Genomic DNA, 12,780 nt, shown 5'->3' on the forward strand with positions numbered 1-12,780 from the left:
ACATGACCAAAGGCATTATCATGCTCGCCGCCGGTGGTACCGGCGGCCATCTGTTTCCGGCGGAAGCGCTGGCGCACGAATTGAAGGCGCTCGGCTATTCCATTCATCTGGTAACTGACAGCCGCGCCGAACGGTTTGCGGGCAAATTTCCGGCCGATGAAATCCATGTCGTACCGTCGGCAACGATCGGATCGAAGAACCCGCTGAAAGTTGCGTCGTCGCTATGGACGCTGTGGTCGGGTATGCGCATCGCCCGCCGGCTGATGGCGAAGGTGCGGCCGAAGGTCGTCGTCGGTTTCGGCGGCTATCCGACAATCCCGCCGTTGCTGGCTGCCACCGGCATGGGCATACCATCGATGATCCACGAGCAGAACGCCGTCATGGGCCGCGCCAATAAGGCGCTTGCCAACCGCGTGCGGGCGATTGCTGGCGGTTTCCTGCCTGAAACCGATGGACCCTATGCGGCAAAGACGGTGACGACCGGCAACCCGGTGCGTCCGGCGATTCTGGAAGCGGCAAAGGTTCCCTATCAGCCATCGGGCGAAGGCGAGGAGTTTCGCCTTGTCGTGTTCGGTGGCAGCCAGGGTGCACAGTATTTTTCCAAGACCGTGCCGACCGCGATCAGCCTGCTCGACGACAATTTGAGACGGCGGCTGAAGGTAACGCAGCAGGCGCGTGCCGAAGATATGCCGATGGTCGAGGGGTGTGTCGCCAAGCTCGAGATGAACGCCGACATCGCTCCTTTCTTCACCGACATGGCCGACCGGATCGCCAAGGCGCATCTGGTCATTTGCCGTTCGGGCGCCTCGACGGTTTCGGAGATCGCGGTGATCGGACGCCCGGCCATCCTGGTGCCTTACCCCTATGCACTGGACCACGATCAGGCAGCCAACGCCGCAGCACTGGCTGCGACCGGTGGTGCCAAGGTGATCGTCCAGGCCGAACTTTCGCCGGAAAAACTCAGCAAGATCCTGAGCGGGGCGATGACCAACCCGGAGAAGCTCGCCACAATGGCGGCAAACGCCAAACAGGCTGGCAAACCCGATGCCGCGCGCTTGCTTGCCGCCATGGTTGAAGCTATTGCCAGCGGTTCGACGATTGCACAGTTCAAGGAAACACGCTCATGAAGATGCCGCAGACAATCGGCCTGGTCCATTTCATCGGTATCGGTGGTATCGGCATGAGCGGTATCGCCGAGGTGCTGCATAATCTCGGCCACAGGGTCCAGGGCTCCGACCAGTCCGACAGCGCCAATGTCCAGCGGCTGCGTGACAAGGGCATCGACGTCTTCGTTGGCCATAAAGCCGAGAATATCGGCGAGGCCGAAGTCGTTGTCGTTTCGACTGCCATCAAGAAGAGCAACCCGGAACTGATCGCCGCGCGCGAAAAGCTGCTGCCGGTGGTGCGCCGTGCCGAAATGCTTGCCGAACTCATGCGCTTCCGCAACGCGATTGCCATCGGCGGCACCCACGGCAAGACCACGACGACCTCGATGGTTGCTACGCTGCTCGAAGCTGGCGGTCTCGATCCGACCGTGATCAATGGCGGCATCATCAATGCCTACGGCACCAATGCCCGCATGGGCGAGGGCGAGTGGATGGTGGTCGAGGCCGACGAATCCGACGGCACGTTCCTGAAACTGCCCGCCGACGTGGCTGTCGTCACCAATATCGATCCGGAGCATCTCGATCACTACGGCAATTTCGATGCCGTGCGTGAAGCCTTCCGCCAGTTTGTCGAGAATGTGCCGTTCTATGGCTTCGCCGTCATGTGCCTCGATCATCCTGAAGTTCAGACGATGGTGTCGAAGATCGAAGACCGCAAGGTCATCACCTATGGGGAAAACCCGCAGGCCGACGTGCGCTTTTCCAATATCCGGATGGACGGCGCCACCTCGGTATTCGATGTCGAGATCCGTCGCCGCCGCACAGGCAAGGTGATCCAGCTGAAGGATCTGCGCCTGCCGATGCCCGGCCGCCACAACGTCTCCAATGCCACTGCGGCGATTGCCGTTGCCCAGCGCCTGGGCATTTCGCCGGAGGATATCGCCAAGGGACTGGCCGCCTTTGCCGGCGTCAAGCGCCGCTTCACCTTTACCGGTGAATGGAACAATGTCCGCGTCTACGACGACTATGGACATCACCCCGTCGAGATCAAGGCGGTGCTGAGCGCCGCGCGCGAAGCCTGCCAGGGCCGCGTCATCGCCGTGCACCAGCCGCACCGGTACTCGCGTCTTCACAGCCTGTTCGAGGATTTTTCCGCGTGCTTCAACGAGGCCGACACGATCCTTCTGGCGCCGGTCTACTCGGCTGGCGAAGAGCCGATGGAGGGCATCAATTCGCAGGAACTCGTGTCCCGCATCAAGGCCGGGGGTCATCGCGACGCGCGCTTCATCGAAGGTCCGGAAGCAATCGCGCCGATTGTATCGGCCATTGCACAACCCGGTGACTTTGTGGTTCTCTTGGGGGCTGGCAGCATCACCTATTGGGCAGCCGCGCTTCCGAAGGAACTCGCAGGCATTTCAGGACATTCCGCATGAAACAGGTACACGGAGAAAAGTTGCTGGCCTCTCTGGGGGACAGCGTCAAGGAATTGCGCGGACGTCTGACACCGGATGCGCCGATGGACCGCGTCACCTGGTTTCGTGCCGGTGGTCTTGCCGAGCTGATGTTCCAGCCGCATGACGCTGATGATCTCATCGCGTTTCTGAAGATGCTGCCCGCTGAAGTGCCTGTCATGGCTTCAGGCGTCGGCTCCAACCTTCTGGTCCGCGACGGCGGCATCCCGGGTATCGTCATCCGCTTGTCGGCCAAGGGCTTTGGCGATGTCGAACTCGTCTCCGAGACGCGGGTCAAGGCCGGAGCGATCTGCCCGGACAAGAATCTGGCGGCAATGACGCTTGATCACGGTATCGGCGGTTTCGCATTCTATTACGGCATTCCCGGCACGATCGGCGGTGCGCTGCGCATGAATGCCGGCGCCAATGGCGGCGAGACACGCGAGCGCGTCGTCGAGGTCCATGCGGTCGACCGCAAGGGTAATACACATGTGCTTTCCAATGTCGACATGGGCTACAGCTACCGTCATTCGTCGGCACCCAAGGACCTGATCTTCACACATGCCGTTTTCGAAGGGTATCCGGAAGACAAGGCGAAGATCCGTGCCGACATGGATGCGGTGCGCCAGCATCGCGAGACCGTGCAGCCGATCCGTGAAAAGACCGGCGGTTCGACCTTCAAGAACCCGGACGGTCATTCCGCCTGGAAGCTGATCGACGAAGCCGGTTGCCGCGGCATGATGATTGGTGGCGCGCAGATGTCGCCGATGCACTGCAACTTCATGATCAACACCGGGCAGGCGAGCGGCTACGAGCTCGAATATCTCGGCGAGACCGTACGCCAGCGCGTGTTTGAAACCTCGGGCATCTCGCTCGAATGGGAAATCAAGCGCATCGGCACATTCATGCCGGGCTACGAGGTCAAGGAATTTTTGGGCGAACTGACGGCCTGAGTTGCCAATACTCTGAAATGAAAAAAGCCGCCGCGGAGTGATCCGCGGCGGCTTTTTGGTGTTTGGTGTTTTGTTGACGCTCAGACTTCGTCCTTGCCCGAAAGCAGGATGCAGATCAGCGTGATCACGGCTGCGGCGGCAAGATAGTAGCCAACATAGGCCATGCCGTAGTTCACCTGCAGCCAGGTCGCGGCATAGGGTGCAAGCGAGGCTCCGAAAATGCCGGCAAGGTTGAAGGTGATCGACGAGCCGGTGTAGCGCACATTGGTCGGGAAGGGGGCTGCGAGCGCCGTACCGATCAGGCCGTAGGTCAGGCCCATCAGGGCCATGGCAATGATTGCAAAGACGAAGATCGCGCCTTCGCCCGATGTCATCAGGCCGTTCAGGAAGAACGAGAAGATGCCGATCAGGACGGTCGTTGCGATCAGCACCTCACGGCGGCCGAAGCGTTCGGCCAGCTTGCCGGCGATCGGGATGAAGATACCGAACATGACCGAGCCGACGATCTGGATTTCCAGCGCATCGAGGAACGGGATCTTCAGGACCTTGACGTTGTAGGAGAGGAGATAGGCCGAGCCGATATAGAACAGCACGAAGGTCGCCAGCGCCACGAAAGTGCCGAGGAAGAGGCTGCGCTTGTGGTTGCGGAACAGTTCCACCACCGGCACATCGACGCGCTTATGCTCGTCGATGGCCTTCTGGAACGCCGGTGTCTCGGTGATCGACAGGCGTACCCACAGACCGACGGCAATCAGGATGATCGAGGCAATGAACGGGATGCGCCAGCCCCAGCTGAGCAACTGCTCCTGGGTCATCAGGTGCAGCAGCAGCCAGAAGGCGCCGGAGGACAGGAACAGGCCGACAGGGGCGCCAAGCTGCGGGAACATGCCGTACCAGCTGCGCTTGCCTTCCGGCGCATTTTCCGTTGCCAGCAGGACGGCGCCACCCCATTCGCCACCGAGGCCAAAGCCCTGACCGAAGCGGCACAGCGCGAGCAGTAGCGGTGCGATCACGCCGATCTGCTCATAGGTGGGCAAAAGGCCGATGATGACGGTAGAGACACCCATAGTCAGAAGAGCCGCCACCAATGTGGTCTTACGGCCGACGCGGTCGCCGAAATGGCCGAACACGACGGCACCGAGCGGGCGTGCGAAAAAGGCGATCGAGAAGGTCGCGAAGGACGCCAGCAGTGCCGTGGTCGGGTCGGTGTTCGGGAAGAACAGGGCCGGGAATACCAGCACGGCGGCGGTGGCGTAAACGTAGAAGTCAAAGAATTCGATGGTTGTGCCGACCAGGCTTGCCAGAAGAACGCGGGCTGGCGAATTGAGCGGGCCCTTGTTCAACGGCGCTGCCGCCGGCGACAACGTGGATACTGTGTCGCTCATTGTTATGTGTCCGTATTCGGAATGTTATTGCCGTCTTGGGAGGCAGCCGCCCGGCTTTAACGCAGACGAACCGGCAATAAAACCCTTCAAGCGCAACTATCGGCAAGATTTAGGGGTGAACCGATCATAAAAGTGTCGTCAAAGCCGCAGCCGTATCGCCTTCCATTTCGCAAGGTTGATTAAAAATGCCACCTGATGCGCTCCTGGCGTGCTCAATCCTTGACCAGAATCGAATTGTCGCAAATCTTGGGTTGTGCACTCGGTAACCGGGTGTAGCAAACATGCTGGGATGCGCATGCGTTTCCTTCAGGGGGTCTGATGGAGGCGCAGATGATGCGCATCGGGCGCTTTAGGGGCATTTGCTCCGTTTGAAGGGGAAACCATGTTCAAGAAGCTTTCTGCGGAATTTTTAGGAACATTCTGGCTTGTGTTTGGCGGGTGCGGCAGCGCGGTTCTGGCGGCGGCCTTTCCGGAAGTCGGCATCGGCCTGCTCGGTGTCTCGTTTGCCTTTGGTCTCACCGTCCTGACAATGGCCTATGCGGTCGGCGGCATTTCGGGCGGCCATTTCAATCCTGCGGTGTCGGTCGGCTTGACGGTTGCCGGCAAGTTTCCGGCCTCTTCGCTTCCCGGCTATATCATTGCCCAGGTGGCGGGCGGCATCGTCGCAGCCGCAGCCCTTTATCTGGTTGCAAGCGGCAAGGCTGACTTCCAGCTCGGCGGTTTTGCTGCCAATGGTTACGGCGAACATTCGCCGGGCAGTTACTCGCTGACCTCGGCTTTGGTTATCGAGGTGCTTTTGACCGGCTTCTTCATCTTCATCATTCTGGGGGCCACCCACGGCCGCGTGCCGGTCGGTTTTGCGCCGATTGCCATCGGTCTTACCCTGACACTGATTCACCTGATCTCGATCCCGGTCACCAATACATCGGTCAATCCGGCCCGTTCCACCGGTCAGGCCCTGTTCGTCGGCGGTTGGGCGTTGCAGCAATTGTGGCTGTTCTGGCTCGCCCCGATCGTCGGTGCTGCCATCGGCGCCGTCATCTGGAAGGTCGTCGGCGAAGACGATTGAGACGCCGCCATCTGCTACATTTTTTTTACGAAGGCCCTGCGCAAACAGCGCGGGGCCTTTCCATTTTATCAGCCCTGTCACCGGCCTTTCTCTTGCGCTGCAATTAACACTCTGATTCTAAGCGATGAATCGGAGCGCTGAGATGAGTCGGCGCGAAATATTTTACCCATGTCTTGGATAGGGTTAACCAAAGTAAACGGTTCATTAACTATAATGCCGCTCTAGTGGAGCTGTGCCTGAAGGACGCGACTCGTCTGCGTGAACAAGCCAGGCGCAAGCGGCGATTTGTAAGGCTGGCGTAATGTCGGGGGTTTTTATGAGTGGAAAGCACGTAGCTGTCCTGATGGGCGGATTTTCTTCGGAGCGGCCGGTCAGCCTGTCCTCCGGGACTGCGTGCGCCGATGCGCTGGAGGCCGAGGGCTACCGCGTCACCCGAATCGACGTCGACCGCAACGTTGCATCCGTTCTTGCTGATCTGCATCCCGATGTTGCCTTCAACGCGCTGCATGGCCCTTTCGGCGAGGACGGCACGATCCAGGGCATCCTCGAATATCTGCAGATTCCCTATACGCATTCCGGCGTTCTTGCCTCGGCGCTCGCCATGGACAAGGCGCAGGCAAAGCTCGTTGCCAGTGCCGCCGGCATCCCTGTTGCCGAAGCGCGCGTCATGGATCGCCACGATTTTGGCTCCGATCACCCAATGAAGCCGCCTTATGTGGTCAAGCCGGTTCGCGAAGGTTCCAGCTTCGGTGTGGTGATGGTCAAGGAGGATCAGTCGCATCCGCCGCAGATCGTCACCTCGAGCGAGTGGCGCTATGGCGACCGGGTCATGGTCGAGCGCTATGTGTACGGCCGCGAGTTCACCTGCGGCGTCATGGGCGACATCGCCCTTGGAGTCACGGAAGTGATACCCCAGGGACACGCCTTTTATGATTACGATTCAAAGTATGTGAAAGGCGGTTCAAAACACGTCATCCCGGCGGATATTTTACCGAATATTTACCAAAAAATACAAACACTCTCAGTCATGGCGCATCAGGCGATTGGATGCCGCGGCGTAAGCCGCTCCGACTTCCGCTTCGACGACCGTTTCTCTGCAGAAGGAGAGCTTATCTGGCTGGAGGTCAATACCCAGCCCGGAATGACTCCCACCTCTCTGGTGCCTGAAATGGCTGTTCATGCTGGCCATACGTTTGGTGAATTCCTCAAGTGGATCGTGGAGGACGCGTCGTGTTTGCGTTGAGAGGCAGGAAAGCAGGTCGGGGACGGGCTCCGCTGGAGGCGGCTGATCTTGATGGTCAGCGCGTTCTGCCACGGCCGCTGCGCCGCGCCGTGCGTTTTCTCGTCAGTCTCGGAACGGGCCGCATCCACTTTGTACCGTATACCGGCACTGTATCCGCTGTCGCATTCTTCGCTGCGACTGGTTTCTACGGCATGTCGCTCGGCGGCCACAGCCAGGATTTCGCCCAGACGACCACCACGGCCGTCGGTTTCGCGATCGAGGACGTCAAGGTGTCCGGCAATGACCAGACCTCGGAAATCGACATCCTGCAGCAACTGGGTCTTGATGGTGCAACCTCGCTGGTTGCCCTCGATATCGGCGTGGCGCGCAAGCTGATCAGCGAAATGCCCTGGGTCGAGGCCGTTGCCGTGCGCAAGGTCTATCCGGGCACGATCGAGGTCAATCTCAAGGAGCGCAAGGCGTTCGGCATCTGGCAGCACGGTTCCGATCTTTCGCTGATCGAGGCAAGCGGCAGCGTGATTGCGCCGCTGCGTGACAATAAATTCTCCGAGCTGCCGCTGTTCGTCGGCCGTGATGCCGAGACCACCGCTGCCGCCTTCTATGCCCGGTTCGAGCAGTGGCCCGAAATCAGCAAGCGCGTCAAAGCTTATGTTCGCGTCGCTGGCCGCCGTTGGGACCTGATCCTCGACAACGGCATTAACATCAAGCTGCCCGAGCACGATCTGGACCGCGCCATGCAGGTGCTGTCGACGATGGAAGAGGGGCAGCAACTGCTCGAACGTGACATCGCTGCGGTTGATCTCCGGCTGGAGGACCGCACCACGGTCCAGTTGACCCCTGAAGCTGCTGCCCGCCGCCAGACTGTTCTGGAAGCCCGCACGAAGATGTTGAAGAAGCAGGAAAAGGAAGGCCGTACATGAGCATCTTCGGCTCCTCGAATTTTGGGCTGCCGCGTCTGAAGCCGCTTTCTTCCAAGCGGTCGCATGTCGTTTCCGTGCTCGATATCGGTTCTACCAAGGTCGTCTGCATGATCGGCCGTCTGACGCCGAAGGCGGAAAGCGCCATCCTGCCGGGCCGCACCCATTCGATCGAGATCATCGGTATCGGCCATCACAAGTCGCGCGGCATGAAGAACGGTGTGATCGCCGATCTCGACGCCGCCGAAAGCGTCGTCCGTCTCGCCGTCGATGCCGCCGAGCGTATGGCCGGGCTGACCATCGACAGCCTGATCGTCAACATTTCTGCAGGCCGCCTGCAGAGCGATATTTACACCGCTTCCATCGATCTCGGAGGCCAGGAAGTTGATGCTGCCGACCTGAAGAAGGTTCTGGCTGCTGCCGGCCAGCAGTCGCTGCGCCAGGACCGCGTCATCCTGCATTCGCTGCCGACTGGCTTTTCGCTCGACGGCGAGCGTGGCATCCGCGATCCGCTGGCGATGTTCGGCGATTCGCTCGGCGTCGATATGCATGTGCTGACGGCGGAACGCGCCGCGCTGAAGAATCTCGAACTCTGTATCAACCGCGCTCATCTGTCGGTGGAGGGCATTGTTGCGACGCCTTACGCAAGCGGTCTTGCGGCATTGGTCGACGACGAAGTCGAACTTGGCTGTGCTGCCATCGACATGGGCGGCGGCACCACGACGATCTCGGTATTTGCCGAGGGCAAGCTGGTTCATGCCGATGCGATCAGCCTTGGCGGTCACCACGTCACGACAGACCTTGCACGTGGCCTGTCCACCCGCATCGAGGACGCCGAGCGTCTGAAGGTCGTTCACGGTTCGGCACTGCCCAACAGCGGCGACGAGCGCGACATCGTGTCCGTTCCGCCGATCGGCGAAGACGACCGCGATCAGCCGACCCATGTGCCGCGAGCACTTGTCTCGCGCATCGTGCGGGCTCGCATCGAGGAAACACTGGAACTCATCCGCGACCGCATTCAGCGGTCCGGCTTCTCGCCGATCGTCGGCAAGCGCGTCGTTCTGACGGGTGGTGCTGCGCAGTTGACCGGTCTGCCGGAATCGGCGCGCCGCATTCTCGCCCGCAACGTCCGCATCGGCCGTCCGCTCGGCGTCTCCGGACTGCCGGCAGCAGCAAAAGGCCCGGCCTTTTCGACGGCCGTCGGTCTGATGATCTATCCGCAGGTCGCGGATATGGAAACACATGCGGCGCAGGGCGGTCTGCTCTCGTCGCTTGCAGGAAACAACAGCCGTATCGCCCGCATGGGTCAATGGCTGAAGGAAAGCTTTTGAGCCCTTCAGCTTCACGCTGACGGGATGCAATACGGCATTTAGTGATTTGGTCGGCTCGGCAAGGCGGCCAGAAACCAGGAAGGAACGGGTACAATGACGATCAACTTGCAAAAGCCGGATATCACCGAGCTGAAGCCCCGCATCACCGTCTTCGGTGTCGGCGGCGGCGGCGGCAATGCTGTCAACAACATGATCACCGCAGGCCTCGAAGGCGTCGATTTCGTCGTCGCCAATACCGATGCCCAGGCGCTGACCATGACCAAGGCATCGCGCATCATCCAGATGGGTGTTGCCGTGACCGAGGGTCTGGGCGCCGGTTCGCAGCCGGAAGTCGGCCGTGCGGCGGCTGAAGAGTGCATCGATGAGATCATCGATCACCTGAATGGCACGCATATGTGCTTCGTCACCGCCGGCATGGGTGGTGGTACCGGTACCGGTGCTGCTCCGGTCGTTGCCCAGGCTGCCCGCAACAAGGGCATCCTGACGGTCGGCGTCGTCACCAAGCCGTTCCACTTCGAAGGCCAGCGCCGCATGCGCCTCGCCGACATGGGCATCCAGGAACTGCAGAAGTCCGTCGATACCCTGATCGTCATTCCGAACCAGAACCTGTTCCGGATCGCCAATGACCGCACAACGTTCGCCGACGCGTTCGCAATGGCCGACCAGGTTCTCTACTCGGGCGTTGCCTGCATCACCGATCTGATGGTCAAGGAAGGCCTGATCAACCTCGACTTTGCGGACGTTCGCTCCGTGATGCGCGAGATGGGCCGCGCCATGATGGGGACCGGCGAAGCATCCGGCGAAGGCCGTGCAATGGCCGCAGCCGAAGCTGCGATTGCCAACCCGCTACTTGACGAAACCTCGATGAAGGGCGCTCAAGGCCTGTTGATCTCGATCACCGGCGGCCGTGACCTGACCCTGTTCGAAGTCGATGAAGCTGCAACCCGCATCCGCGAGGAAGTGGATCCGGACGCCAACATCATTCTCGGCGCAACATTCGACGAAGAACTCGAAGGCCTCATCCGCGTTTCGGTCGTGGCAACGGGTATCGATCGGACGGCCGCAGAGGTGGCTGGCCGTTCCGCTGACTTTCGTTCGGTAGCAGCTAAGCCGATCATTCGCCCGTCCATCGCTATACCGGCAGCTCCGGTCCAGCAGACCGTTGCGGTTCCGCAGCAGCCGGCTCCGGCCGCCCAGCAGCCAGTCGCTCTGCAGCAGGCCGCCCAGCCGGTCCAGCAAACCAGCGATTCGATCGCCGAAGCCATCCGTGCAGCCGAACTCGAACGCGAACTGTTCCTGTCCATGCCGCGCGGTGGTGCAGCCGCACCGGTTCAGCAGGTTCAGGACGATTTCCGTCCCCAGAGCAAGCTTTTCGCCGGCGCCGCACCGGTAGAACAGCAGCCTGTCCTCCAGGCGGCTCCGGTTCAGCGGGCTATCGAGACGCCGGTCTACCAGCAGCCGGTTGCCCAGGCTCCGGTTCGCCAGGAGGCGATCGCTCCGGTGATCCGCCAGCAGGCCGAACAGGTCCGCATGCCGCGGGTCGAAGACTTCCCGCCAATGGTGAAAGCCGAAGCCGAGCACCGTGCACAGCCGGTTCAGCATGAAGAGCGCGGCCCGATGGGACTGCTCAAGCGAATCACCAATTCGCTCGCACGCCGCGAAGAAGAAACGCATGATGTCGCGTCGGACATGACAGCCGGTGCACCGGCCGCCGCCTCGCAGCAGCGCCGTCCGCTGTCGCCCGAAGCCAGCGTTTATGCGCCACGCCGGGCTGCTCCTCTCGATGACCGTGCCCGCGCTGCCTCGCAGCCGCGTGTACATGAAGACGATCAGCTCGAAATCCCGGCATTCCTGCGCCGCCAGTCGAACTGATTTTTTTGCCCACCTTCCTCCTTGCCGAAATGCCCGGGTTTGCGCCCGGGCATTTTTTATGAATTATTGAATTCTTCCAATATCTAAGCACCGTGTGTGCGTCGCGTAACAAAGCGAAAGAAACAGTGATTTGGAATGACGGCCCACTGCAATTATCTTCACAATCAGGACTGATGGGGCAGCATTGCGATTCTAAACGCGAAAGCTTGCATATTGGACCGGATGGTGACGGCAAAGCGTCGCTTTCCGACTGTGTGTCTTGCGGCTTTGGAAAACGCGCGGCTCTTGTCCCATCGAGACATTCGGCGGCAACGCCACGTAGCATTTGAAGGCGATAAGCATGGGACTGGGAATTGGACTGCTTGGATTTCAGACAACGATTGCACACTCTGTAACTCTGAGCGGCACGGGCGTACATTCTGGCGCCGAAGTAGCAATCACCTTTCATCCGGCAGAATCAGACAGCGGCATCGTTTTCCAGCGTGTCGTCGGCGAACAGACGATCAGCGAATTCAAGGCGGTTTCCTCGCAGGTCGGCAATACGGATCTGTGCACCATCCTCGGTTTTTCGCCTGCCACTTCGATCGCCACGATCGAGCATGTGATGGCGGCGATCTATGCGCTCGGTCTCGACAACCTTCTGATCGAAGTGCAGGGCGCTGAAATGCCGATCATGGATGGCAGCTCGGCTCCGTTCATCGACGCTATCGAGCAGACCGGCATCAAGGCGCTTTCGGTCAAGCGCCGGTACATCCGCATCCTGAAGCCTGTCCGTATCGAATCAGGCGCTTCCTGGTCGGAATTCACGCCTTATGACGGCATGCGCTTCGAAGTGGAGATCGATTTCGATAGCCCGCTGATCGGCCGTCAGGCCTGGAAGGGTGACATCACGCCTTCGGTGTTCAAGACGGAATTGTCGCGTGCCCGCACCTTCGGTTTCATGCGCGATGTCGAGCGCATGTGGGCCGCTGGCCGGGGCCTCGGTTCGTCGCTGGAAAATTCGGTCGTCATTGCCGATGACAACACGGTCATCAACATGGAAGGCCTGCGCTACAAGGACGAGTTCGTTCGCCACAAGACGCTGGACGCCGTGGGCGACCTGGCTTTGGCCGGTGCACCATTCATCGGCTGCTACCGTTCCTATCGCGGTGGCCACAAGATGAATGCCAACGCGCTGAAGGCGCTGATGAGCGATCCGACGGCCTACGAAATCGTCGAGAATGCCCCGCAGCGTCAGCGCCAGGCGGCACGCGAAGTGATTGCGGTCAACGCACCGTAATGCGCAGCCATTTGTTCCTGAAAGGGAATATCTGATCTGAAGTTTGATGAGAGCCGGTCTTTTGACCGGCTTTTTCATGATAAGACCGCCACAAAATTGCGTTAATCAATCATCATGACATTGCGGTCTTGTTGCATCTTGATCTAAAACGCGGTTCATAGGCGGCGGTATTCT

10 protein-coding genes are annotated in these 12,780 nt (G+C 60.2%); 9 read left to right on the plus strand and 1 reads right to left on the minus strand.

The window, feature by feature from the left end:
• The first annotated feature begins 2 nt into the window (after positions 1 to 2).
• Genes murG through murB form a run of 3 tightly spaced genes read left to right on the plus strand, consistent with a single transcriptional unit; the run spans position 3 to position 3,510 of the window.
• Positions 3 to 1,127, plus strand: coding sequence for an undecaprenyldiphospho-muramoylpentapeptide beta-N-acetylglucosaminyltransferase (murG, locus tag ACP7E0_RS02340; protein ID WP_426122705.1), 1,125 nt, complete (start codon positions 3 to 5; stop codon positions 1,125 to 1,127).
• Complete coding sequence (gene murC, locus ACP7E0_RS02345; RefSeq protein ID WP_426122707.1) at positions 1,124 to 2,539, plus strand: UDP-N-acetylmuramate--L-alanine ligase; 1,416 nt, start codon at positions 1,124 to 1,126, stop codon at positions 2,537 to 2,539. The genes murG and murC overlap by 4 nt, the downstream gene beginning before the upstream one ends.
• The gene (gene murB, locus ACP7E0_RS02350; RefSeq protein ID WP_426122709.1) at positions 2,536 to 3,510 is read left to right on the plus strand and encodes a UDP-N-acetylmuramate dehydrogenase; all 975 of its coding nucleotides are present in this window, start codon (positions 2,536 to 2,538) and stop codon (positions 3,508 to 3,510) included. The genes murC and murB overlap by 4 nt, the downstream gene beginning before the upstream one ends.
• An 80-nt stretch (positions 3,511 to 3,590) precedes the next feature.
• Here the strand turns inward: murB and ACP7E0_RS02355 are convergent, their stop codons facing one another.
• The gene (locus ACP7E0_RS02355) at positions 3,591 to 4,895 is read right to left on the minus strand and encodes an MFS transporter (protein WP_426122710.1); all 1,305 of its coding nucleotides are present in this window, start codon (positions 4,893 to 4,895) and stop codon (positions 3,591 to 3,593) included.
• Between the two features lie 382 nt (positions 4,896 to 5,277).
• Between ACP7E0_RS02355 and aqpZ the strand changes: the two genes are divergently transcribed.
• The 6 genes from aqpZ (at position 5,278) to lpxC (ending at position 12,606) form a co-directional block, all read left to right on the plus strand.
• Positions 5,278 to 5,964: an aquaporin Z gene (aqpZ, locus tag ACP7E0_RS02360; protein WP_426122711.1), complete on the plus strand. Its 687-nt coding sequence runs from the start codon at positions 5,278 to 5,280 to the stop codon at positions 5,962 to 5,964.
• A 316-nt stretch (positions 5,965 to 6,280) separates the two neighbouring features.
• Positions 6,281 to 7,207 carry a D-alanine--D-alanine ligase gene (locus ACP7E0_RS02365; protein ID WP_426123032.1) on the plus strand — a complete coding sequence of 309 codons (927 nt, stop codon included), beginning with the start codon at positions 6,281 to 6,283 and terminating at the stop codon, positions 7,205 to 7,207.
• A complete protein-coding gene (locus ACP7E0_RS02370) occupies positions 7,195 to 8,127 on the plus strand; it encodes a cell division protein FtsQ/DivIB (protein WP_426122713.1) in 933 nt (310 codons plus the stop codon). Before ACP7E0_RS02365 ends, ACP7E0_RS02370 begins: the two co-directional genes overlap by 13 nt.
• Positions 8,124 to 9,455, plus strand: coding sequence for a cell division protein FtsA (gene ftsA / locus ACP7E0_RS02375; RefSeq protein WP_113315522.1), 1,332 nt, complete (start codon positions 8,124 to 8,126; stop codon positions 9,453 to 9,455). The genes ACP7E0_RS02370 and ftsA overlap by 4 nt, the downstream gene beginning before the upstream one ends.
• A 93-nt stretch (positions 9,456 to 9,548) precedes the next feature.
• The gene (ftsZ, locus tag ACP7E0_RS02380) at positions 9,549 to 11,327 is read left to right on the plus strand and encodes a cell division protein FtsZ (protein ID WP_426122714.1); all 1,779 of its coding nucleotides are present in this window, start codon (positions 9,549 to 9,551) and stop codon (positions 11,325 to 11,327) included.
• A gap of 346 nt (positions 11,328 to 11,673) precedes the next feature.
• Positions 11,674 to 12,606 carry a UDP-3-O-acyl-N-acetylglucosamine deacetylase gene (gene lpxC, locus ACP7E0_RS02385; protein WP_426123034.1) on the plus strand — a complete coding sequence of 311 codons (933 nt, stop codon included), beginning with the start codon at positions 11,674 to 11,676 and terminating at the stop codon, positions 12,604 to 12,606.
• Positions 12,607 to 12,780 lie beyond the last annotated feature (174 nt).

The sequence above is a fragment of the Pararhizobium sp. PWRC1-1 genome (assembly GCF_049897905.1).
GTDB lineage: Bacteria > Pseudomonadota > Alphaproteobacteria > Rhizobiales > Rhizobiaceae > Pararhizobium.

What these genes read in the sequence shown, in the direction of transcription:
- murG (WP_426122705.1), top strand. Translation starts at nt 3, where the DNA reads ATGACCAAAGGCATTATCATGCTCGCCGCCGGTGGTACCGGCGGCCAT.
- murC (WP_426122707.1), top strand. Translation starts at nt 1,124, where the DNA reads ATGAAGATGCCGCAGACAATCGGCCTGGTCCATTTCATCGGTATCGGT.
- murB (WP_426122709.1), top strand. Translation starts at nt 2,536, where the DNA reads ATGAAACAGGTACACGGAGAAAAGTTGCTGGCCTCTCTGGGGGACAGC.
- ACP7E0_RS02355 (WP_426122710.1), bottom strand. Translation starts at nt 4,895, where the DNA reads ATGAGCGACACAGTATCCACGTTGTCGCCGGCGGCAGCGCCGTTGAAC.
- aqpZ (WP_426122711.1), top strand. Translation starts at nt 5,278, where the DNA reads ATGTTCAAGAAGCTTTCTGCGGAATTTTTAGGAACATTCTGGCTTGTG.
- ACP7E0_RS02365 (WP_426123032.1), top strand. Translation starts at nt 6,281, where the DNA reads ATGAGTGGAAAGCACGTAGCTGTCCTGATGGGCGGATTTTCTTCGGAG.
- ftsA (WP_113315522.1), top strand. Translation starts at nt 8,124, where the DNA reads ATGAGCATCTTCGGCTCCTCGAATTTTGGGCTGCCGCGTCTGAAGCCG.
- ftsZ (WP_426122714.1), top strand. Translation starts at nt 9,549, where the DNA reads ATGACGATCAACTTGCAAAAGCCGGATATCACCGAGCTGAAGCCCCGC.